General features: G+C 65.8%; 16 protein-coding genes. 8 read left to right on the forward strand and 8 right to left on the reverse strand.

Translation table 11 applies throughout. The annotated features are described in order from the left end of the window. Window positions 1-91 precede the first annotated feature (91 nt). The 4 genes from OJI97_RS07680 to OJI97_RS07695 all read left to right on the forward strand — a co-directional run bounded on the left by OJI97_RS07680 (window position 92) and on the right by OJI97_RS07695 (window position 5,771). The gene (locus tag OJI97_RS07680; RefSeq protein ID WP_297662471.1) at window positions 92-1,306 is read left to right on the forward strand and encodes an acetyl-CoA C-acetyltransferase; all 1,215 of its coding nucleotides are present in this window, start codon (window positions 92-94) and stop codon (window positions 1,304-1,306) included. Window positions 1,307-1,462: 156 nt separating this feature from the next. Beyond that, window positions 1,463-3,058 carry an acyl-CoA dehydrogenase family protein gene (locus OJI97_RS07685; RefSeq protein WP_297662472.1) on the forward strand — a complete coding sequence of 532 codons (1,596 nt, stop codon included), beginning with the start codon at window positions 1,463-1,465 and terminating at the stop codon, window positions 3,056-3,058. Continuing rightward, the gene (locus tag OJI97_RS07690; protein ID WP_297662473.1) at window positions 3,058-3,909 is read left to right on the forward strand and encodes a MaoC family dehydratase N-terminal domain-containing protein; all 852 of its coding nucleotides are present in this window, start codon (window positions 3,058-3,060) and stop codon (window positions 3,907-3,909) included. Before OJI97_RS07685 ends, OJI97_RS07690 begins: the two co-directional genes overlap by 1 nt. A 53-nt stretch (window positions 3,910-3,962) precedes the next feature. Then, window positions 3,963-5,771 (forward strand): diguanylate cyclase, encoded by a 1,809-nt coding sequence (locus OJI97_RS07695; protein WP_297662474.1) that lies wholly within the window; start codon window positions 3,963-3,965, stop codon window positions 5,769-5,771. 2 nt (window positions 5,772-5,773) lie between these two features. On the opposite strand, the gene OJI97_RS07700 is transcribed toward OJI97_RS07695, so the two are convergent. The 6 genes from OJI97_RS07700 to OJI97_RS07725 all read right to left on the reverse strand — a co-directional run bounded on the left by OJI97_RS07700 (window position 5,774) and on the right by OJI97_RS07725 (window position 13,295). Beyond that, a complete protein-coding gene (locus OJI97_RS07700) occupies window positions 5,774-7,207 on the reverse strand; it encodes an aldehyde dehydrogenase family protein (RefSeq protein ID WP_297662475.1) in 1,434 nt (477 codons plus the stop codon). Between the two features lie 11 nt (window positions 7,208-7,218). Beyond that, the gene (locus tag OJI97_RS07705; protein ID WP_297662476.1) at window positions 7,219-8,331 is read right to left on the reverse strand and encodes an NAD(P)-dependent alcohol dehydrogenase; all 1,113 of its coding nucleotides are present in this window, start codon (window positions 8,329-8,331) and stop codon (window positions 7,219-7,221) included. A 12-nt stretch (window positions 8,332-8,343) separates the two neighbouring features. Next, window positions 8,344-9,228 carry a helix-turn-helix domain-containing protein gene (locus OJI97_RS07710; RefSeq protein ID WP_257548396.1) on the reverse strand — a complete coding sequence of 295 codons (885 nt, stop codon included), beginning with the start codon at window positions 9,226-9,228 and terminating at the stop codon, window positions 8,344-8,346. Then, window positions 9,225-10,442, reverse strand: coding sequence for a cytochrome P450 (locus tag OJI97_RS07715; protein WP_297662477.1), 1,218 nt, complete (start codon window positions 10,440-10,442; stop codon window positions 9,225-9,227). The genes OJI97_RS07710 and OJI97_RS07715 overlap by 4 nt, the downstream gene beginning before the upstream one ends. 2 nt (window positions 10,443-10,444) lie before the next feature. Then, window positions 10,445-12,670 carry a TonB-dependent receptor gene (locus tag OJI97_RS07720; protein WP_297662478.1) on the reverse strand — a complete coding sequence of 742 codons (2,226 nt, stop codon included), beginning with the start codon at window positions 12,668-12,670 and terminating at the stop codon, window positions 10,445-10,447. A gap of 136 nt (window positions 12,671-12,806) precedes the next feature. Beyond that, the gene (locus OJI97_RS07725) at window positions 12,807-13,295 is read right to left on the reverse strand and encodes an Lrp/AsnC family transcriptional regulator (protein ID WP_297662479.1); all 489 of its coding nucleotides are present in this window, start codon (window positions 13,293-13,295) and stop codon (window positions 12,807-12,809) included. Between the two features lie 98 nt (window positions 13,296-13,393). Here OJI97_RS07725 and OJI97_RS07730 point away from each other — a divergent pair, with 98 nt between their 5' ends. Together OJI97_RS07730 and OJI97_RS07735 are read left to right on the forward strand one after the other, a co-directional pair. Then, complete coding sequence (locus tag OJI97_RS07730; RefSeq protein ID WP_297662480.1) at window positions 13,394-14,359, forward strand: DMT family transporter; 966 nt, start codon at window positions 13,394-13,396, stop codon at window positions 14,357-14,359. A gap of 23 nt (window positions 14,360-14,382) precedes the next feature. Then, window positions 14,383-14,814, forward strand: a complete 432-nt coding sequence (locus OJI97_RS07735) for a heme-binding protein (RefSeq protein ID WP_297662481.1) — start codon at window positions 14,383-14,385, stop codon at window positions 14,812-14,814. A 29-nt stretch (window positions 14,815-14,843) separates the two neighbouring features. On the opposite strand, the gene OJI97_RS07740 is transcribed toward OJI97_RS07735, so the two are convergent. Beyond that, window positions 14,844-15,527 carry a hypothetical protein gene (locus OJI97_RS07740; protein ID WP_297662482.1) on the reverse strand — a complete coding sequence of 228 codons (684 nt, stop codon included), beginning with the start codon at window positions 15,525-15,527 and terminating at the stop codon, window positions 14,844-14,846. A 178-nt stretch (window positions 15,528-15,705) separates the two neighbouring features. Here OJI97_RS07740 and OJI97_RS07745 point away from each other — a divergent pair, with 178 nt between their 5' ends. Together OJI97_RS07745 and OJI97_RS07750 are read left to right on the forward strand one after the other, a co-directional pair. Beyond that, window positions 15,706-16,653 carry an alpha/beta hydrolase fold domain-containing protein gene (locus tag OJI97_RS07745; protein WP_297662483.1) on the forward strand — a complete coding sequence of 316 codons (948 nt, stop codon included), beginning with the start codon at window positions 15,706-15,708 and terminating at the stop codon, window positions 16,651-16,653. 210 nt (window positions 16,654-16,863) lie between these two features. Next, on the forward strand, window positions 16,864-17,430 hold the full coding sequence (locus OJI97_RS07750; RefSeq protein WP_297662484.1) for a TetR/AcrR family transcriptional regulator: 567 nt from the start codon (window positions 16,864-16,866) through the stop codon (window positions 17,428-17,430). 87 nt (window positions 17,431-17,517) lie between these two features. Here OJI97_RS07750 and OJI97_RS07755 read toward each other — a convergent pair whose 3' ends face one another. Further along, a complete protein-coding gene (locus OJI97_RS07755; protein ID WP_297662485.1) occupies window positions 17,518-21,801 on the reverse strand; it encodes a TonB-dependent receptor in 4,284 nt (1,427 codons plus the stop codon). Between the last annotated feature and the right edge of the window lie 60 nt (window positions 21,802-21,861).

The raw sequence follows: 21,861 nt of genomic DNA on the forward strand, positions 1-21,861 counted from the left end.
GTCCCGCTTCCCAGCGTTGCTTAGCGGGACCCCGGATCAAGTCCGGGGTGACGAAGCAGCTAAATACCCCTGCCCCAATCGGAGACCCGAAATGACCCTGCGCCGCGCCGCCATCGTCGCCCCCATCCGCACCGCCGTCGGCAAGTTCGGCGGTTCGCTCTCGTCGATGACCGCGGGCGACCTCGGCGCCGTCATCCTGAAGGCGCTTATGGAGCGCACCAAGGTCGACCCCGCGCGCGTCGACGACGTCGTCTTTTCGCAAGGCTACGGCAACGGCGAGGCGCCGTGCATCGGTCACTGGTCGTGGCTCGCCGCGGGCCTGCCGCTCGCTGTGCCGGGATACCAGCTCGACCGCCGCTGCGGCTCAGGGCTGCAGGCGATCGTCAACGCCGCGATGATGGTCCAGACCGGCATGTCCGATGTCGTCGTCGCGGGCGGCGTCGAATCGATGTCGAATGTCGAGCATTACAGCACCGACGTCCGCAAGGGCGTGCGCGCGGGCAACCTCACCCTCCACGACCGGCTGACGCGCGGCCGCGTGATGTCGCAGCCGGTCGAGCGTTTCGGCGTCATCACCGGGATGATCGAAACCGCCGAAAATCTCGCCAAGGATTATGACATCAGCCGCGAGGCGTGCGACGCCTATGCGGTGCAGAGCCATCAGCGCGCCGCCGCCGCCTGGGCGAACGGCCTGTTCGACGACGAACTGGTGCCGGTGAGCGTGCCGCAGAAGAAGGGCGATCCGGTCGTCTTCGCGCACGACGAGGGCTATCGCGCCGACGCAAGCATGGAAACGCTCGGCAAGCTGCGCGCGCTGGAAGGCGGCGTGGTCACGGCGGGCAATGCGAGCCAGCAGAATGACGCCGCCGCCGCCTGTCTCGTCGTCGCCGAGGACAAGCTCGACGAACTCGGCCTCGAACCCATCGCCTGGTATCACAGCTCGGCGGCGGCGGGCTGCGATCCGAGCCGCATGGGCATCGGCCCCGTTCCCGCAGTCGAGCGCCTGTTCGCGCGGAACGGCCTCGGCTGGGGCGACATCGACCTCGTCGAGCTCAACGAGGCTTTCGCGCCGCAGGTGCTCGCGGTGCTCAAGGGCTGGGACTGGTCCGACGACGACAGCCGGAACGAAATCCTCAACGTCAACGGATCGGGCATCTCGCTGGGTCACCCGATCGGCGCGACCGGCGGGCGCATCCTCGCCAATCTGACGCGCGAACTGGTTCGCAGGAACGGCCGCTATGGCCTTGAAACCATGTGCATCGGTGGCGGCCAGGGCATCGCGGCGATCTTCGAGCGCGCGGTTTGAGGGAGCACGGATCGATAAGCATCAGGCGGTCACATTGAAACAAGACCTTCCTCCTCGTCACCCCGGACTTGATCCGGGGTCCAGCTTTTCACCGTTGTTGAGCGGGACCCCGGATCAAGTCCGGGGTGACGATAGGAAAGGGGGGAGGTCCTGACGATGCGTGCGAATCTAAATAGCGCTCTTGTAGCGGTACAGGCCTATCGCGGCGCGGCACAGGCGGCGCTCGCCGGGCGGCTGGCGGCGAACCCGATCGACCGCGAGCAGCGCGCGGCGCACGGCTTTGCGTGGGTCGCAACGACGGTCGCGGCATTGGAAGCAACGCTTGCGTGGTTCGAGTCCGGCCAGGGCTCTAACCCGCTCGACGGCCAGATCGCCACCCTCGCTTTCGCCGAAGGCATCGGCCAGCTCACCGGCGGTTTGCCGATGGGGCAGAACGAAATCTTCCGCCCGGCCGATCTCGGCATCGCCGCCGCCGCGCGGGTGCTGGCGGACGCCTGCGCCGACCTGCTCGACGCCGACCATGCCGCAATGCGCGCCGCGGTCGCCGCCGCGCTCGCGGAAGGCCATTGGCCGAGCGAGACGCTGCACGACGCCGACCTCGACGCGATCCGCGAGCAGTATCGCCGCTTCACCGACGCCGCGATTATCCCGCACGCGCACGGCTGGCACCTCGCCAACGACCTGATCCCCGACGCCACCGTGCAGGCGATGGCCGAACTCGGCACCTTCGGCGTCTGTATCCCCGAGGAATTTGGCGGCCTCGGCCTCGGCAAGCTCGTGATGTGCCTCGTCACCGAGGAATTGTCGCGCGGCTGGATCGGCGCGGGGTCGCTCGGCACGCGCTCGGAGATCGCGGGCGAACTGATCGCGATGGGCGGCACCGACACGCAGAAGGCCGAATGGCTGCCGAAGATCGCGAGCGGCGAGATTTTGCCCACCGCCGTGTTCACCGAACCCGACGTCGGCTCCGATCTCGGCTCGCTCCAGACACGCGCGCGGCGCGAAGGCGATCATTGGGTGATCGACGGCGCCAAGACCTGGATCACCCACGCCAGCCGCTCGGACCTGATGACCCTGCTCGCCCGGACCCTTCCGGATGCGAAAGGCTATGCCGGCCTGTCGATGCTGCTCGTCCCCAAGCCGCGCGGGACCGAGGCCGATCCTTTCCCCGCCACCGGCATGACCGGCAGCGAGATCGAAGTGCTCGGCTATCGCGGGATGCGCGAATATGCGCTCCAGTTCGATGGGCTGACCGCGCCCGCCGACGCGCTGCTCGGCGGCGAGGAAGGGCAAGGTTTCAAGCAGCTCATGCGCACTTTCGAGGGCGCGCGTATCCAGACCGCCGCGCGCGCCGTCGGCGTCGCGCGCCGGGCGCTCGAACTCGGGCTGGGCTATGCGCTCGCCCGCAAGCAGTTCGGTAAGGCGATCGTCCATTTCCCGCGCGTCGCCGACAAGCTCGCGATGAGCCTGGTCGATTTCGTCACCGCGCGCGAACTCAGCTACGCCGCCGCGCGCGCCAAGGACTCGGGAAAGCGCTGCGACATCGAGGCGGGGATGGCGAAGCTGCTCGGCGCGCGCGCTGCCTGGTCGAATGCCGACGCGGCGCTGCAGATCCACGGCGGGAACGGCTATGCGCTCGAATATGAGATCAGCCGCGTGCTGTGCGACGCGCGCATCCTCAACATCTTCGAGGGCGCGGCGGAAATTCAGGCGCAGGTGATCGCGCGCGGGCTGACCGGGGGACGAAACTGATGAGCGACTGGAGCGCATGGATCGGCCGCGAGGATGTCCGCCGCGACCATATCGATCCGGCCGCGGTGGCGCGCTGGCTCGCGACGCTCGATCGCGCCGCCCCGGCGGACGGCAGCGTCCCGCAGGCTTATCACTGGTGCTTCGGCCTGCCCGATGCGCCGACCGCGATCCTCGGCGCCGACGGCCATCCGGTGCGCGACGACAGCCCGAACAGCTTCCTGCCGCCGATCCCCCTGCCCCGCCGCATGTGGGCGGCGAGCAAGGTCGAATTTCTCCGCCCCCTGCGCCCCGGCCAGTCGGTGGCGCGCAGCTCGCGCGTTGCCGCGATCACCGAAAAACAGGGCGGCAGCGGCAAGCTCGTCTTCGCCGAAGTCGCCCACGAAACCCGCGGCGACGGTGAGCTGGCGGTGCGCGAGACGCAATCGATCGTCTTTCGCGAGCCGGCCCCCGCCGACGCTCCGCCTGCCCCGCCGCTGCCCGGCGATGGCAGTTTCGATCCGTCGCCGTGGGACGCGCACCGGATGATCGTTCCGTCGGAGGCGCTGCTGTTCCGCTATTCGGCGCTGACCTTCAACAGCCACCGCATCCACTATGATCTTCCCTATGCTTGCCAGCAGGAGGGCTATCGCGGCCTCGTCGTCCACGGCCCGCTGACCGCGACATTGCTGCTCGACCTCGCGCAGCGGCGGTTCGGCGACAATGCCGTCAGGCGCTTCGACTTTCGCGGCACCTCGCCCGCCATCTGCGGCGAGGACCTGCATCTTGCGCTGCGCGGCAGCGGCGATGCGATCGAGCTCGGTGCCTTTGCGGCCGACGGGCGGCAGGTGATGGCGGCAACCGCGGCCATCTGACCGGGCGCGCATTTCCCTCTTCCATAAGATCGCGATGCGATTAAGCGGAGGTCATGCGTCTCGCGACCATCACCAACTGGGCCTATGGCGCGACGGTCGTGCTGACGATCGCCTCATCGACGACGATGCTGCTCGCCTCGAACGCACAGCAGCGCGAGCGCGAGGCGGTCGAGCAGCGCTACCGGCTCGATCAGGCGACCGCGACGCTGGGCGACGACATTTTCGCGCTGAGCGACCGCGCGCGCCAATATGTGAACAGCGGCGATGCGACCTATCTGGTCGGTTACCGCGCCGAGGCGGCGGCGCTCAAGCCGGTCGAGCAGCGGATCGCGCATATCGGCGATGCGGGGGCTTCCGAAAGCGAGCTTGCGGCGCTCGGCGAGGCGGTGCGGCTCGCCGACCTGCTTCGCGACGAGCAGAGCGCAGCGCTGGCGGCGCACGAGAAGGGCGATGAAGCACAGGCCCGCCAGATCCTGTTCGGCGCCGAATATGAGCGGCAGCTCGACCGCGCCGAAATGGACCTCAGGCGCTTTCAGGACCGGCTCGAAAGCCGCACCGAACGGCAGGTCGCGGCCGCCACCGACCTGTCGCGGCTGTGGAAGCGCATGTCGGAGATCGTGCTCGCGCTGACCGCGCTGCTCGTGCTCTGCGTCCTCTATTTCGTCTTCAAGCAGCGCGTGCTGCATCCGGTCGTCAAACTGAGCGACGTCGTCAACCGCCTCGCCCGGCAGGATTTCGAGGCCGAACCGCCCGCGATCGACCAGATCGACGAGATCGGCGACATGGCGCAGGCGATCCGCATCTTCCGCGAGAACGGCCTCGAACGCCTGCGGCTGGAGGCCGAGCGCGACGCCGACCGGGCGATGCGCGACCTCTTGTCGCGGATGACGCAGCGGCTGCAGGGCTGCGACACGATGGACGATCTGAAAGAGGTCGTCGGCCGCTTCATGCCCGAGATCGCACCGGGACTCGCCGGATGCCTCTACCTGCTCGACCGGCGGCGCAATAGGGTGGTCGAGGCGACCAACTGGCTCGATCCCCTTCATTCGAGGCCCGAATTTTCGGCGCTTGCCTGCTGGGCGCTGCGGCGCGGCGTTCCGCATCGGCCCGCGGGCGCCAGCATCGATGTGCCGTGCGATCATGTCGAGCGCGCCGGCGACGCGCCGCTCGACACGCTGTGCCTGCCGCTGATCGCACAGCGCGAGACGCTGGGGCTGCTCTATCTCGAACCCAGGGATGCGCAGGGCGACGGCCTGACCGGCCCCGAAATCTATCTCGACATATTGGCAGAGAATATCGGGCTCGCCGTCGCCAACCTCCAGCTCCGCGAAACGCTGCGCGAAATGGCGCTCGCCGATCCGCTCACCGGCCTGCCGAACCGGCGGCAGCTCGATCAGCTTCTGGAGGTGCAACTCGCAGAGGCCGGGCGGCTCGGCCGCGATCTCGGCTGCCTGATGGTCGACGTCGATCATTTCAAGCGCTTCAACGACGTCCACGGCCACGATGCCGGCGACATGATCCTGCGCGAAGTCGGGCGCGTGCTGGCGAATGCAACGCGCGAAGCGGGGCTCGCCTTCCGCTATGGCGGCGAGGAGTTCATGGTCCTGCTGCCGGGCTTTTCCGCCGACCAGGCAAGCGCGCGCGCCGAGGAAATCCGGCAGCGGATTGCCGGCCTGCAGCTCGGCAGCGAAGCGGGCAATCTTGGCCCCGTCACCGTCTCGATCGGGGTCGCGATCACGCCGCTCCATTGTCCGCCCGACCGGTTGGTGCGCACCGCCGACGCCGCGCTGCTGCGCGCGAAGGCGATGGGGCGCGACCGCGTCGAAATGGCGCAGCAGCGCGACGCGTTCGCCGCCACCTGACGCTAGGCGGGCTGCGTCGCTTTCTTCCGCTGCACGATCGTCTGCGCATTGGTATATTCGAGCAGGCCTTCGACCCCGCCCTCGACCCCGACGCCCGACTGCTTCATCCCGCCGAACGCCGCGGTGGGCGACAGATGCTGGACCTCATTCACCCAGACCGTCCCGCTCGCGATACGCTGCGCAATCTCGAACGCCTTGTCCTCATCCGAGCCCCAGACCGAACCGCCGAGGCCGTAATCGGTCGCATTGGCGCGCGCGACGACCTCATCCAAGTCGTCGAACTTGAGGAGCGGCAGCACGGGGCCGAACTGTTCCTCCTGCACGATGCGGCTGTCCTCGGGCGGGTTGTCGAGGATGGTGACGGGGATGAAATAACCCGGCACCTCCGCCGCCTCGCCGCCGACGAGAAATGTATAGCCCTTGTCCTTGGCATCCTGAATCAGGTCGAGCACGCGGCGGTATTGCGCCTCGTTGTTGATCGGGCCGATTTGCGTGCCTTGCTCCGACCCGTCGCCGACCTTCACCGTCTTCGCATAGGCGACGAGCGCTTCCTTCAGCGGCTCGTAGATGTCCTTGTGGACATACATACGCTTGGTCGCGATGCAGATCTGGCCGTTGTTGCGGAAGGCGGCCCAGAAGAGCTCCTCGGCGACCTTTTCGACATCGACGTCGGGCATGACGATCGCGGCGTCGTTGCCGCCGAGTTCGAGCGTGACGCGCTTCAGCGTCGGCGCCGCCGATTCCATCACCCGGCGTCCCGTGGCGGTCGAGCCGGTGAAGCTGATCTTGTCGAAGCCCTTATGACTCGTCATCCACGGGCCGAGCGCATCGCCGCCGGTGACGATGTTGAGCACGCCCGGCGGCAGCAGATCCTTGACCAGTTCGCCGAACTTGAGCGTCGCCAGCGGCGTGAAGGGCGAGGGTTTCAGCACCATCGCATTCCCCGCCAGCAGCGCCGGGCCGACCTTGAACATCGCGAGGATCATCGGGAAATTCCACGGCGCGATGGCGCCGACGACGCCGAGTGGGACGTGGCGCGTCTCGCTATAGCGTTCGTCGCTGTCCTCGTTGACCGTGACCGGCAGATCGAGGCTCGCCGCGCCCATCAGCCAATAGCCCGCGCCCATGATCTCGCCCTCAGCCTCGGCGTGCGGCTTGCCCTGTTCGGCGGTCAGCAGGCGCTTGAAGGCATCGGCGTTGGCGAGCACCGCCTGCCCCATCGCGTTCAGCGCGGCCTTGCGTTCGGCGATCGGGGTCGCGGCCCAGCCGGGAAAAGCGGCGCGCGCCGCGGCGACGGCGCGGTCGAGGTCGTCGCGGTCCGCATCGGGCACGCTGGCGATCACGGCCTCGGTCGCGGGGTTGAGCACGTCGAAGCGGGCGCTGCCGGCCTCCAGCTTGCCGCCGATCAGCATCGCATAGTCGCGGTCGAAATTCATGGTATCTCTCCTCAGGGTATCAGCACGACCTTGATGCACTCGCCGCGCGCCTGCGCGGCAACGGCCTCGTTGATCCGGGCAAGCGGAAAGGTCTGGATCAGCGTGTCGAAGGGGAAGCGCCCCGCGGCGTGATGCGCGATCAGCTCGGGGATGAAGCGCTGCGGGTCGCTGTCGCCCTCGATGATCCCGATGATGCGGTGCCCCGGGGTCATCAGCGCGGCGATGTTGACGCTGATCGCGGCGTCGCGTTGCGCGGGCACGCCGACGAGCCCGATCGCGCCATGGCTGCCGAGCGCGGCAAGCCCGGCCTCGATGACGGGAATGACGCCGCTGGTGTCGAACGCGAAATCGAGCCCGGCCGGAACGATCGCGCGCAGCGCTTCGGCCAGATCGCCAGCCTCGGCCGGATCGACGACATGCGTCGCGCCGAGCCTCCCGGCGATGTCGCGCCGCGCTGCGATCGGTTCGACGAGGATGATCGTCGAGCATCCCCGGATCACCGCGCCCATCACCGCCGCCAGCCCGACCGGGCCGCCGCCGAAGATCGCGATGCTCGACCCCGCGGGGCAGGCGAGCGAGTTCATCACGCCGCCCGCGCCGGTCTGGAAGCCGCAGCCGAGCGGCCCGAGCAGTTCGAGCGCGACCTTCGACGTATCGACCTTCACCACATTGCGCGCGCGCGTGACGGTCAGCGCCGAGAAAGAAGACTGACCGAAGAAATGCGACGTGATCCGCTCATCGCTCTTGGCATAGGCGGTCGAGCCGTCGTCGAGCCGCATCCCGGCATAGTTCAGCGGCACGAAGCTCTGGCAATAGCTCGGCAGATGCTCGTCGCAGCGCGGGCAGGCGCCGCAACTCGAAAAGCCGACGACGACCGCGTCGCCGACGGCGAGGCCTTCGACGCCCTCGCCCACCGCCTCGATCACCCCGGCGCCTTCATGGCCGAGCACCCCGGGCAGCGCAAAGGGCGCGAACTGGTCGCGGAAGATCAGATCGGTGTGGCAGAGCCCGACCCCCGCGATCCGCACCCGCACCTCACCCGCGCGCGGCGCCTCGACCGCAATCGTCTCGATCGTGAAATCGCCGCCGGGCTGTCGCACCACGGCGGCCGTCGCTTCGGTCATATCCTTCTCCGTTCAATGAAGCCCGCGCCGTTCCTGCTGGCGATAGTCGCTCGGCGCCATGCCGAACCAGGCGCGGAAGGCGCGGCTGAAATGGCTCTGGCTGGTGAAACCCGTCGCCTCGGACAGCGCCGCGAGGCTGAGGTCGGTCTGGACGAGCATCTGCTGTGCGCGGTCGAGCCGCGCCTTCATCACATATTGGTGCGGCGAAATGCCCGTCGCCTTCTTGAACAGGCGGCAGAAATGCGACGGCGTCACCCCCGCGACCGCCGCCATCGCTTCGAGGCTATGCTCTTCCGCCGGGTTGGCGAGCACCGCGTTCATGATCTTGTGGAGGCGGTAGGCCGAAAAATCCGACACCGGGATTTCGGTGGGATTGCCATGCGCGGGCGGTCCCGAGAGGATATGCGCCTTGAGCGCATTGACCATCGCCGAGACATAGGCGGTGCGCTCCTCGGCCTGCGGCGCGTAAAGCTCGGCGAGGATCTGGCGGGTCAGCGCGACCCCCAGCGGATCGGCGAAGGCGAAGCGCATCCTGCTGAACTGATCGGCGTGCGGCTGCCCCGCGAGCACGTCCGACGACATCGACAGCGTCACGACGTCGAGCTCGCCATCGACGAGCCAGCCGGTCGGCATCCCCGCTGGGACGATCGTCGCGCAGCCGGGGATCGAGCTCGTCTCGGTCCAGCCGTCCCTGTCCCAGGTCTTTACCTGCGGCTTGCCCGCGACATGGACGGTGAAGATCGGCTGCGGCAGCGCGGGCAAGGTATAGCTGCCGACGAACTGGCGCCAGCGGCAGAGCGACCAGCCGTCGCCGAACGACCCCATCTCGACATCGGGCGCGCGGCCGAGGACGTCGCAGATGATCTCCTTATTATCCCAGACGCTGTCCTGTTTCACGCCACCAGCCTGACCTCGAGCCGCTTGAAGCCGTTGATGAAGTTCGACCGCACGCGGCGCGGCTCTTCCACGACCTCGAAGCGCCGAACATGCCGCGCCATCCAGGCAAAGGCGAGTCGCAATTGCATCTCGGCCAGCCGCGATCCGACGCAGACATGCACCCCCGCGCCGAAAGCGAGATGCTGGCGGATCAGGCGCGTCACGTCGAAGCGATCAGGGTCGGCGAAGATCGCCGGATCGCGGTTGCCGGCGGGGTAGAAGACGACGACCTTGTCGCCCTTGCGGATCGCCTGTCCGCCGAGTTCGGTGTCGCGCGTCGCGGTGCGGCGCATGTGGATGACGGGGCTGGCATAGCGGACCATTTCCTTGACCGCATTCGGGAGCAGGCCGGGATCGGCGCGGATCGCATCCCACTGGTCGGGGTTGGCCGCGAAGGCGATCAGGCTGTGGTTGATCGAATTGCGCGTCGTCTCGTTGCCGCCGACGAGCGCGAGGATCAGATTGCCGATGAAATCGCCCAGCGGCACCGGCTCCCCGTGGATTTCGGTGTTCGCGAGCAGCGAGGCGATGTCGGGACCGGGCCGCGCGCGGCGTTCGTCGAACAGCGCGGCGGCAAAGCCCATGAATTCCTGCATGATCGCCGCCATCGCTTCGGGCGACTGGCGGAAATCGGGATCGTCCTCGCCGACGAAGGCATCGGTCCAGCGGTGGAGATCGTGCCACATTTCGGCCGGAACGCCGAGCAGTTCGGCGAGCGTCAGCAGCGGCAGCGGGACGGTGAGCAGCGGCAGGATGTCGACCGTCTCGTTCAAGGGCACGTCGGCGAACAGCCGCTCGACCCGCTCGGCGATCCGTGCCTCGATCCCCTCCAGCCGCGCGGGCGACAGCGCAGGCATGACGAAGCGGCGATATTGCGTGTGCGTCGGCGGGTCGCGCGAGATGAACGGGATACCGATCGCCGCTTCGCCCGCCCCGGTCAGCCCGACCTCATTCTCGTTGAAGATGCGGTGCCCGCCATTTTCATGCGCCGAGGAGAAAAGATCGGCCTGCCGCGACACCGCGACGATGTCGTCGAACCCCAACACCGCCCAGAAGCCCGCGCCGTCCGCCTCGGGGTTCCAATGGACCGAGCCCGCGGCGCGCAGCGCCGCAAGTTCGGCATAGGGCATGGCGCCGACGTAGAGATCGGGGTCCTTGAGGTCGACCGCCGCCATGGTCAGAAACCGTAGCGCAGGCTGACGCCATAGGTGCGCGGCGCGGCGGGGACGAGGAAATTGAACGGAAAACCCGCACCGCGCAGGTCGAGCCCATAGCCATAGGTCTTGCGATCGAAGAGGTTGTTGGCGAACAGCCGGACGGTCAGCGCGTCGTTAGACCAGCTCAGCGAGGCGTTGACCTTGGCGTTCGCGCCCTGCTGCAACTCGCTGTTCACCTGCGGCGTGCCGGGCGCGTCGACCGCGTTGAAGGGCGAGAAATATTGGCGGCTCGAATAGGCCATGTTCGGCGCGAAGGTCAGCGTGCCACCCGCGATATCGACCATGTCCCACTCGAAACCGAGCTGCGCGGTGAGCTTGGGCGCGAAGGGGAGCGAATTGCCCGACAGGTCGGCGCCTTGCAGCGTCAGCTCCTTATATTTGGAATGCAGCCAGCCGAGCGACGCATCGATGCGGAAGCCGGCGGCGGGACGCAGCGTCGTTTCGACCTCGAGGCCATAGACCTCCGACGCCGGGGCGTTGACGAGGAAGGAAACGGGACCTGCTCGCGTGTCCTGCAACTGCTGGTTCGCATAGTCGTAATAGAAAGCGGAGGCGGCATAGGTCAGCAGCCGCCCGCCCGCGCGGCCCTTGATCCCGACTTCATAGGCGTTGACCCGCTCGGGCTCGATGTAGGAAATTCCGCTCGACGAGGTGTAGCCGCCGCCGTTGACCGCCCCGGCGCGATAGCCGCGGTTATAGCTGGCGTAGAGCAGCATCCCGCTGTCGAAAGTATAGCTCAGGGCCACGCGCCCGGTCAGCGCGTGATTGGTGTCGGCGAGCGCGAAGCGCGCATCGGGATCATAGGGACAGGTGCCCGCGACGCCCGCGCACGGCACCGTCGTCGCGATCGGCGTGTCGGGATCGTCGACCCCGCCGACGAACAGATAGGCGAAGGCGTCGTCGTAGCGCGACTTGTCGGTGGTATAGCGCGCGCCCAGGGTCAGCACGAGCCGCTCGGCAAGGTCGATGTCGGCCTGGCCGAACACCGCATAGCTTTTGCGCACCTGCCGGTAATGCTGGAAGAAGCCGCCCGCCGGGGGCAGCGGCAGGTTGAACCGATTGTCGGTGATGTTACGGTCCCAACCATAGAAGAGTCCACCGACGAAGGTGATGCCGTCGCCATCGTAATTGGCGCGCAATTCCTGGCTGAACTGGCGGTAACGCGACCGCCAGTTGATATCGAGCAGGTCGAGCGGCGAGCCGTCGGCCGCCTGCTGCAAATCCTGCTTGCCGCCGTCGTAGCTGGTGATCGAGGTCAGGCTGAGCCGGTCGTTCAGTTCGAGCGCGATATTGGCCGAAAAGCCCCAGGCGTCGGTACGGTTCTCGCCAATGCGATTCTCGTCGGTTTCGAAGAAGCCGAGCCCGGTGCGGAAGGCGCCGAGGCCGTGGACCGCCGCCTGCGTCCCGCGATCGCGCCCGCCATAGGCGCGCAGCACGACGTCGAGCGTCTCGGTCGGCTTGATCCGCAGCGACGCGCGCCCTTGCAGCGTGTCGACCGACGCCGCATCGCGCCCGCCGGGGAAGATGTTTTTGATCTGCCCGTCGCCCTTGGCATAATTCACCGCGAGACGAAGCCCCGCGACATCCTCTGCGAGCGTCGCCTCGGCGGCGCCTTGCGCGGTGATCGTGTCGAAATTGGCGTAACCGATCTGGACGTAGCCGTTCGTGCCCGACAGGCCCGGCTTCTTCGTGATGAAGTTGATCGCGCCGCCGGTGGTGTTGCGCCCAAACAGTGTCCCTTGCGGCCCGCGCAGCACCTCGATGCGGTCGAGGTCGAACAGCCCCATGCCATGGCTGGTGCGCGGCGCCAGATAGACGTCGTCGAGATAGACCCCTACGGGCGACGCCTGATTGCTGTTATATTCGTTCGCGACCCCGATGCCGCGCAGCGAGAAGTTCGGCTGCGTATCGCCATAAGGGCTGTTGATCTGAAGATTGGGAACCGCGTCGCCGAGCTGCGCCGAATTGGTGATGCCGCGTTCGGCGAGCGTGTCGCCGCCGAGCGCGGTGACCGCGAGCGGCACGTCGAGCAGCGACTGTTCGCGGCGCTGCGCGGTGACGACGATGTCGCCGTCGGCGGCGTCGGTCCCGGCGGGCGCGCCGCCCGTCTCCTGCGCCAGCGCGGCGGTCGATGTCGAAATTGCGAGCGCGGCGAGAAGCGCGCGCGAAAAGGCCATGCTTGCCATATCATCTCTCCCGATCGAGGCCTCTGCGAACCTCATGGGAAAGAATTAGATCGGCGCCCCCCGCGTGGCTTTAGCCTCGCTTGCAACGAGATTTGACATTTCTTGCGCGCCGGGCGACCGGCCTGTCACCTCCCAATCAGGGGACGATGACGCCCGTTTCGGCCTTCACGCGGTCGAGGGCGATCAGCGAGCGGAAGCTTTCGATAGCGGGATTTTCGACGAACAGGCGCCGCGTCAGCGCCTCATAGGCGGGCATGTCGATCGTGACGATCACCAGCGCAAAGCTGATCCCGCCGGTGACATAATAGCATTGCTGGATTTCGGGCGTGGCCCGGAACAGCGCCTTCGCGGCCTCGACCGTCGCCACATGTTCGTCGATCAGCCGCACCTCGACGATCGAGGTGATCGTCAGCGCCGCTGCCGCAGGATCGATCAGCGCGACATTCGCCCGGATGATCCCCGCCGCCTCCATCGCCGCGATCCGCCGCTGCACCGCCGCCGCGGAGAGGTTGACCGCTTCGCCGATCGCGCGCTGCGGCATCTTGTTGTCGCGCTGGACGAGGCGAAGGATCGCCTTGTCGAACGAATCGAGCGCGCGCGCGGAACGGTTGGCGGGACGGGACATGGACGCACTTTTGTTGCATTTGCCGGTGCGATCAAGAGCGCTTCGCTCGCTGCGGCGATGCTATCACCGCGCCGTTGGGCAGCAAGGGAATCGGGACCATGGCGCAAGGCGGAAAGGCAACCCTCGCCGGGGTGGCATATGGCATGGGAGCCGGCGCGCTCTGGGGTCTCGTCTTCCTGGCGCCGCAACTCGCCGCGGCCTTCGGGCCGCTGCAACTGACGATCGGGCGCTATCTCGCCTATGGTCTGTTGTCGCTCGTCCTGATCGCGCCGCGCCGCCGGATGCTCGCATCGCATCTCGCTCGGCGCGACGGACGCGAACTCGCCCTGCTCGCGCTGCTCGGCAACACGCTTTACTATGTGCTCTTGTCGGCGGCGGTGCAGGCGGGCGGCATCGCGATGACCTCGCTCGTCATCGGCTTCCTGCCGGTCGCGGTGACAATCATCGGCCGACGCGACGCCGATGCCGTGCCGCTCCGACGGCTGCTTCCCTCCCTCCTCCTCTGCGGCGCCGGCGCGATCTGCGTCGGATGGCAGGCGTTCGCGCTGCTCGGCAGCGCATCGATCGAGCCGTTGATCGGCCTTGTCTGCGCGATCGGCGCGCTCGCCTCATGGACCGCCTATGCGGTCCGCAACAGCCGCGCCCTCGCCCGCCTCGACGCGATTTCCGCCCACGACTGGAGTCTGCTCATCGGGATCGCCACCGGCGCCCAATGCCTGCTGCTGCTTCCGCTCGCGCTCTTCCTCGAAAATTGGGGTCATGGTGCCCCCGACTGGCTGCTGTTCACGGGCGTGTCGGTCGGCGTCGCTCTGCTGGCGTCGATCGCCGGCAACGCGCTCTGGAACCGGATGAGCCGATTGCTGCCGCTGGCGCTCACCGGCCAGATGATCCTGTTCGAGACGTTGTTCGCGCTCCTCTATGCCTTCTGGTGGGAACAGCGCGGACCGACCGCGCTCGAAGCGGCGGCGTTCGGCTTCGTCGTCGCGAGCGTTCTCGCCTGTGTTGCGGCGCACAGCGGGGCTGGCGCACGGCGGGCGAAGCTGGCAATGGAGGCGCCTGAGTAATTAGCTTACTAAGGAGTTTCCGCATGACGCACAGCCGCCCGATCGCCACCATCTCCGCCGCCGCCGCACGCGAATTGACCGACGCGGCCGCCGCGGCCGCCGCCGAAATCGGCGTGCCGATGTGCATCGCGGTCACCTGCGCCGCGGGCAATCTCATTTATTTCCAGCGCATGGACGGCGCGCCGCTGCTCAGCACCGACATCGCGATCAACAAGGCCTATACCGCCGCCGGATTCGGCATGGCGACGCACGCGTGGCACGAGTTCATCAAGAACGACCCGCCGCTTCTCCACGGCATCGTCCACACCGACCGCCTCGTCACCTTCGGCGGCGGCTATCCGGTCAAAGAGGAAGGCGCAGTGATCGGCGGCTTCGGCATCAGCGGCGGCCATTATCATCAGGACATGGAGGTCGCGACGAAAGCGCTCGCCGCGGTCGGCCTCGCCGCCGAATAACGCCGCAACCTCCTTGCTTTGCCGCCGCGTCAGGATATCCGGCCGAACGGCAATAGTTGCTCGGCGAGGCGGGAGGCCCCCTTGTTGTCGCCAGCACGGATCAGCGCGACGACGCGCTTCGCGGCCGCCTGTGTGATCCGGTCGACTTCGGCCGGCGCCGGCGCGCGCACCGCCTTGTCGAGCAGCAGCTTTGCCGCCGACGCGTCCTTCGCGTCGAGCGCGATGCGCGCCAGCCCGGCATAAGCGGGAAAGAAGGCGCGGTTGCCGCCAAGGCTCACCGCCTTGTTCAGCGCCGCCAGCCCCTTGCTCTTGCTGGCACCGAGCGCCGAGCCGCCGACGAACCCGCCGACCTCGTTGATCACGGTCAGATGCCATCCGCCGAGCGCGATCTGCGCCTCGGGATCGCTCGGATGGCGGTTCGCGAAAGTCGTCAGCAAATCGCGCCCGCGCCGGGCATCGCCCAGCGACCGCGTCAGCTTGCCGCGATAGCCATAGGCGATTCCCTGCTGAAGCTGGGCGTCGCGATTCCCGGGCTCTTTCGCCAGCGTGGCGTCGAGCGACCGGATCGCCTGGTTCACCAGCGCCAGCGCCTGCGTCTTGCCGCCGGTCTGAAACGCGGCGGTGACGAGCGTGGCGCGCGGGCTCGCGGCCGAGGCGGCGGGCGCGGCGAGGACGATGGCGGCGGCGCCCAGAAAGGCGGTCGATTTATGCATGTGTCGAAAACTCCCGTCGGTTGCCCTGTTCGAGATTCGATTGCCCAAATTTGACATTGATGTCAATTATAAATAGTGACCACGCCGCCATTCCGTTGAATGGAGCCTAATTTTTGGCGATCTGCTCCGTTCTGATGGGTATGAATATAATTCAATGTCAAATTAATGAGGTGAGCCTATGGTGAGCGAAGAGGACATCCGGGCGCAGCGACGACGGAACCACCTGCTTCGCTGGGCGCCGCGGCTGAAGGTGACCGGCGGCGCACGGCTGTGGCTCACGCGGCGGCTTCTGCAAGCGGCAACGACCGGATCGGCGACACGGGTCGGCCGCCGCGGCATCGCCCTGACTCTGGAGCGTCTCCCGACGCCCGACCGCACGCCCGTCCGCATCCTCCGGCCCGACGGTCCGCCCAGGGGCGTGCTGATCGATTTCCACGGCGGCGCCTGGGCGGTCGGCCTCGCCGCGATGGACGACAAGCTCAACGCCGGTTTTGCGGAAGCATGCGGCCTGCTGGTCTTTTCGGTCGACTATCGGCTCGCGATGCCGCGTTCGATCGCCGCGATCCAGACCGAATGCGCCGCGGCGGCGCTGGCGATCGCCGAACGGCCGGACGCCGCGCACTTGCCGATCTTCCTCACCGGCGAGTCCGCCGGCGGCCACCTCGCGCTGTCGGCCGCGTTGAGGCTCAAAGATCAGCCGGAGTGGCAAAGCCGCTTTCGCGGCATGGTCCTGCATTATGGCGTCTACGACCTCGGCGGCACGCCCAGCGCCATGGCCGCGGGCAAGGACAGCCTCGTCCTCCACGGCCCGACGCTCGAGCGCCAGATCGCGCGGCTGTGTCCCGGCCTGACCCGCGAGGAAAGGCGCCGGCCCGACCTCTCACCGCTTTACGACGACCTGACCGGCTTGCCGCCCGCGCTGATCGTCGTCGGCGACATCGATCCGCTGCGCGACGACAGCGTCCAGCTCGCCGAGCGCTTGCAAGCCGCAGGGGGCGAGGCCGAGCTGGCGCTGCTGCCCGAGGCGCCGCACGGGATCATCCACTTTCCCGGCGCCTATGCCGCGAAGGTCCGCGCGCGCGGCCATCGCTGGCTTCGGCAGAGGCTGGCCGCCATCCCCGCCTGATCCTCCCTCTTCCGGTCCGGCGCCGCCTTCGTGCGCGCTGTCATATTGACGAACGCGCAGCGGCGGTTCAGGAGTCACGGCATTGCGCCGTCGGCGGCCACCCCGCCGCGCCGACGCGCCGCCGTCCCACGCACCGGGGGAATAGAGGGACCATCATTGACCGAAGTGGCGAAAGTTCCAAAGGAGCCCCGGGTCCGGCGGCGCAAGTGGATGGGCGACAAGGCGCGCGAGGAAGGGCTGATCGCCGCGCGCAAGCTGCTCCTCGAAGGCGGGCCGGCCGCGGTGACGCTCGCCAATGTCGGCGAAGCGATCGGCATGTCGCACGCCAACGTCCTCTATCATTTCGGCTCGGCCGCCGATCTGCAGTCGGCGCTGATGGGATCGATGATCCGCGACCTGACCGACGCACTCGACAGCGCGGTCGAGCGTATCAAGACCGATGGCGCGGCGCCGCGGGTGATCGTCGATCAGGTGTTCGACGCCTTTGGCGAAGGCGGCGCGGGCCAGCTCGCCGCCTGGATCGCCCTGTCGCGCGACTTTTCGCATCTGGAGCCGGTGCGCGAGGCGGTGAACAGCCTGGTCGTCGCCTTTCGCGACAAGTTCCTCGACGAGGACGCCGACCCGCGCGTTCGGTCGGCGGTGCTGATGGTCGCGACGTGCGCGTTTGGGGATGCGGTCATCGGCCCGCACCTGCGCGACATGCTGGGCCAGGACGAGGACGCGATGCGCAGCCTCGCCGCCAAACTGCTGCCGATGTTCGTGATCGCGCCGCTTTAGCCTCCATCTCCTTCCAAAAAAGCGGGGCGGGCCAAGACCCGCCCCCCAGTGGACGCTTCCCGGAGTGCGGGTGGGAGAGCGGTTGGATCAGTTCCCGAAACCGATGCTCAGCTTGATGTAGGGACCGTGGATCGTGCGGTCATATTTCCCCGGACCATCCGCCCCGCCGCCATCGATGGCGTTGAAATAGCGATCCCAGCGATACCCCGCCTTCACCCCCACGCGCCCGATGCTGTAGGACAGGCCGGCCGCAGCGCCGAGCGTCGGGACGGTGACGCTGTTGCGGCGGGCGATGCTGACTTGGGTGGTGGTTTCCGTATCCGGCGACCTCATATATCCCACTGCAATATTGATGCGCCGCACGACATCTGCAGGTGACGTGCTCTCAGCCCAGAATTCGTCGGTTTCCTCTGCCGTGATGTTGGATTTCTGACGGCCGAAGAGCAAACCTCCCGTCAGCGCCCAGTCGAAACCGATGACTCCGGTTTCGGGAGTCCCGAAGAGGTCGGCAGTGCCATCCCAGCGGACAATCGGACCAACACCGTGGAATTCGCGCTTGATATCGGCATAGCTTTGATAGCGATGGAAGGCCGCCATCCGCAGGAGAATGTTATTTTCTTGCACGTTATCCGGGATGCCAAATATGTCGAGTGATGTATCATCCTGTAAATCGGTGTAACGCGCGCCAATCCCAATGAAGCTGTGTACACGCGGCGACAGATCGATGGCGTGACTGAAAATAAGATCGCCGATCAAATGCTTCTGGCTATCGACGGCTCCAACGTCAGACCAATTGGTGAAGACTGGCCGTATACTGGTACAGTCATCGATATTGGAAGGGTTGCTGAAAGCGCAGATGGGATCGCCGACCTTTTCCGCACGACCGCGCCGATTTTGTCCATCCTTGCCATAGCGAAGCTCGGCGGTCAGTTTCCAGGGACTGTCGTTCGGCTGGACAATCACCGCGAGGTCGGTGCTGTCCCGCCAGGCCTGCGGACGATGCGCCTGAATCGGAGTAAACGCGTCGATGTCCGCCGGATAGGCGTCGGCGAAGGTTGGGCGATAGGGAGCATTACCGCCACCATGCCGCAGCAGCTCGACCCCACCCTCGATCGTCACGTCCCACGGCGTTCCGGGCTTATGGGGGTGATTGGCACCGCCGAAGCCGAAAGGAAGCCCCGAAAATTCCTTGGTCACGCGCAGACCATAACGGCGCGGTTCGGTGAGGAACATATTGGTGACGAGCTGGGTGTCGTCACTGAGAAGGAAGGCGCCGGTGATCGCGGTCCGGTTAAAGATATTCTTGACGTAGGCCATGATATTCCAGCCTGCCTCCGCATTGTGCAGTAGCAGCGCTGCGTTGACCGTGGTGTAGGGCTTGATGCGGTCATAGTCGGGACGGTTGAAGACGCGCGCCCAGCTTTTGCCCTGATAATAATAGTCGCCGTGCAGCGTCGCCAGCCAGCTCTTTCCGAGGGGAATGGTATAGTCTGCATTGATCGACACGGTGACGTGCGGCGCATTGGGAAGTTCGTTGCCCGATATGTCCGTGTAGAAGCCTTCGCCATTGTTCGGCGCGGTCGAGGGATCCCATCCACCATAACCCGGCTTCCACGCCAGCATCGAAAGCGGCCCACCCGTGGTCGGATTGGGGACATAGGGAGCTGCAGTCACGGGATCGTAGCCCAGTTGATAGGCCAGTTCGCATGGACCGGGATTGCCCCCGCTCATGCCACCGAGATTGATCAGTGCCGGGTCACCTGGCGTTCCGAAGTTAATGACGCCTGCCGGAACGACGCCTTGAAACAGGGCGGCCGGCAGGACGCAGTTTGACGGATAGGCAGGAAACGGCCGCACGACCACCCAGTCTGGATTGCCCGCTGTACGATCCATCAGGTCGACGGCCTGCGACCCCTTCCTCAGTTTGCTCCCCTGATAACCCATTTTCAGGCCAAGCTGAAAATTCTCCGTCGGGCTCCACAGCGATTCCAGTTCGGCTCCCCAGACCAACGTGTCGAAGTTCAGATTGACTGCCGACCGATCGACGATCTGCGAAATCTGATAGCCTTTGTAGTCATAGAAGAAGCCTGCCAAATTGACCGTCAGCGTGCGATTCAACAATTCGTTTTTAATGCCGATCTCGAACGCATTGACATACTCGGGGGCAAACGTTTCGGGGCGGGTCGCAGATCGCCTGACGATCGCGTCGACCACGTCCGTCTTTCCGCCAAGTGGCAAAGCGTATGCCACCGTGCCAGTCGACGGCGGATTGGCGCCGCCCGCCTTGTAGCCTCGGGATATCGAAGCATAGATCAAGGTGCTGTCGGTGAAGGACAGTTCGGGCTTCCAATCGAGACTGACCTTGCCCGTCGGCTTGACCCATTTTTGCTCGATCACTTTCGCGACCGAGGAACCGGCAGACTGCCCCGCAACAACCCAACTCGGAATGCGCGGCGCCTCCTTCTCATCGACAGTAAGACGTCCGCCGATCGTGAATTTCAGCGTATCCGTAATGTCATAATAGGCTTCGCCAAAGGCAGCATAGGATGTCAGGTCATAAGGGTTGTTGCTAAGGAAATAATTGTGACCAAGATCGTTGAGGCTGCCGACGGGATTGGGGTCCATATAAACGCAGGTTGAAACTTCATAGGCCCGATTGGGATCGGGCGGCTGCAACCCGTTAGGCATACATTCCCGATTATCGCTGACACCGCCGACATAGGGCTTGTAGTCGATGCCAGGCCAACCTCTAGCTGTAGCCAGACTGAGTGAATTGAAGAAAACATAGAATTTCTCCCGCGTATCATAACGCAGGAAATTGGCGCCGATATTAAAATTGAACGGCCCGTCATTATTGGATGCCAGACGGAATTCCTGCGCGAATTGTGTCGATTTGGCGGTGGAGAGGTCCATACCGACAAGCCGGTCCGCACAGCCCAATTGTGGATCACAGAAGATACCGGTTTTGAATCGGCCATTGCCCGACGCTTCCTCCGGCGTCAGCACAACCGGCCCCTCTTCGAGAACGCCGGGGCGTCGATCATCGTAGAAGAAGGCACCGGAACGAGTATTGAAACGATTGAAATCCTGCGTCGAAAAGATCTTGTCGGTTGAATAGGCAGTTTCGGAACTCAGCTTCAAATTGTCAGCCACATCCCAACCGAGCTGTAATTCAAAGATGTTCGAACGCGCACGATAATGTGGCTCGATCGTTGACTCGATCTCGCGCAAATTTTGCGACTGGACACGACTGACATAAGGGTCCTTCAGCGCCACCGGTAAACCGATCGCGCCCAATGGGCCATAGTATGGAGCGGACAAGCCGTTTGGTGTCTGATAACTTTCTTCGGAATAGAAGCTCGACGGCAAACACCCCTGGCTGAAAGTCGATTGGACCCCGCCAATATAGGTCCCCCCAGACTGCCCTCTATCGGGCAACGCCTGAAAATGCGTCACCGGAAACCCAGCGACCTCGGTCCGTTCATCGGTCTTGCACAATTGCTTGCCCGAGCGCAGGCGGTCGTCGTTTTCGTTGAAATGTTCCCAGACGAAATTGGCCTCGAAATTATCGGTCGGGCGGAACAGCAGGCTGGCGCGCGTCGACCAGAGGTCGCGGCCATCGATCTGCTTGTCGGTGATGCTGTTGTGCACATAGCCGTCGCGCTTCGTCCACGCGCCCGCCAGGCGAAGCGCAACCTTGTCGTCGACGATCGGGATGTTGATCATCCCTTCGGTGCGGATCTGGTTGTAACTGCCGACGTCGACCGACAGCTTCGCCCCCGGTTCGAACTTCGGTTTCGCGGTCACCAGGTTGACGACGCCCGCGGTCGCGTTGCGGCCATAGAGCGTGCCCTGCGGGCCACGCAGGATCTCGACCCGTTCGAGGTCGAAGAATTCCTGTTCGAAAAAGCGGTTGCGAATGAAGGGGGTGTTGTTGAGCGCGACACCGACCGCCGGGTCGGTGGTGACCGAGATCGCCTGCGTTCCGATGCCGCGGATCTGGATCGAATAGCCCGAAAAATTGGTCTTGGTGAAGGTCATGTTGGGAACCTGCGTCATAAGGTCGGGCCCGCCCGTCACCTGACGCGTCGTCAGTTCCTCCATCGTCACCGCGGTTACCGCAGCAGGCACGTCCTGGATCGATTCGGCGCGCTTGCGCGCGGTGACGACGATCTCGTTGCTGCGCCCCTGCCCCTCCTCGGCTGCCGGCTTCTGTTCCGCCGCCTCCTCGGCGTGCGCCGGCATCGCCAGACACATCGAAACCGCGATCAGACTGACGGCCGCACCGGCCCGCGAGACGCTTCTCGACCCCATATCATCCTCCCCTGAAGACGGCGGAATCTGGTCCGCCTGTTCTTGTTGCCCGATCATGGTTTCGCAAATTGACTTTGATGTCAATATCAAAATCCGGCGAGCCGCGCAGTTTGCGGG

The sequence above is a fragment of the Sphingopyxis sp. genome (assembly GCF_025869345.1).
Taxonomy (GTDB): Bacteria; Pseudomonadota; Alphaproteobacteria; order Sphingomonadales; family Sphingomonadaceae; genus Sphingopyxis.

Excerpts from the sequence above, each read along its gene's own strand:
- OJI97_RS07750 (WP_297662484.1), top strand. The coding sequence starts at position 16,864 with ATGGGCGACAAGGCGCGCGAGGAAGGGCTGATCGCCGCGCGCAAGCTG.
- OJI97_RS07690 (WP_297662473.1), top strand. The coding sequence starts at position 3,058 with ATGAGCGACTGGAGCGCATGGATCGGCCGCGAGGATGTCCGCCGCGAC.
- OJI97_RS07685 (WP_297662472.1), top strand. The coding sequence starts at position 1,463 with ATGCGTGCGAATCTAAATAGCGCTCTTGTAGCGGTACAGGCCTATCGC.
- OJI97_RS07725 (WP_297662479.1), bottom strand. The coding sequence starts at position 13,295 with ATGTCCCGTCCCGCCAACCGTTCCGCGCGCGCGCTCGATTCGTTCGAC.
- OJI97_RS07730 (WP_297662480.1), top strand. The coding sequence starts at position 13,394 with ATGGCGCAAGGCGGAAAGGCAACCCTCGCCGGGGTGGCATATGGCATG.
- OJI97_RS07695 (WP_297662474.1), top strand. The coding sequence starts at position 3,963 with ATGCGTCTCGCGACCATCACCAACTGGGCCTATGGCGCGACGGTCGTG.
- OJI97_RS07715 (WP_297662477.1), bottom strand. The coding sequence starts at position 10,442 with ATGGCGGCGGTCGACCTCAAGGACCCCGATCTCTACGTCGGCGCCATG.
- OJI97_RS07745 (WP_297662483.1), top strand. The coding sequence starts at position 15,706 with ATGGTGAGCGAAGAGGACATCCGGGCGCAGCGACGACGGAACCACCTG.
- OJI97_RS07705 (WP_297662476.1), bottom strand. The coding sequence starts at position 8,331 with ATGACCGAAGCGACGGCCGCCGTGGTGCGACAGCCCGGCGGCGATTTC.
- OJI97_RS07735 (WP_297662481.1), top strand. The coding sequence starts at position 14,383 with ATGACGCACAGCCGCCCGATCGCCACCATCTCCGCCGCCGCCGCACGC.
- OJI97_RS07680 (WP_297662471.1), top strand. The coding sequence starts at position 92 with ATGACCCTGCGCCGCGCCGCCATCGTCGCCCCCATCCGCACCGCCGTC.
- OJI97_RS07700 (WP_297662475.1), bottom strand. The coding sequence starts at position 7,207 with ATGAATTTCGACCGCGACTATGCGATGCTGATCGGCGGCAAGCTGGAG.
- OJI97_RS07755 (WP_297662485.1), bottom strand. The coding sequence starts at position 21,801 with ATGATCGGGCAACAAGAACAGGCGGACCAGATTCCGCCGTCTTCAGGG.
- OJI97_RS07740 (WP_297662482.1), bottom strand. The coding sequence starts at position 15,527 with ATGCATAAATCGACCGCCTTTCTGGGCGCCGCCGCCATCGTCCTCGCC.
- OJI97_RS07720 (WP_297662478.1), bottom strand. The coding sequence starts at position 12,670 with ATGGCAAGCATGGCCTTTTCGCGCGCGCTTCTCGCCGCGCTCGCAATT.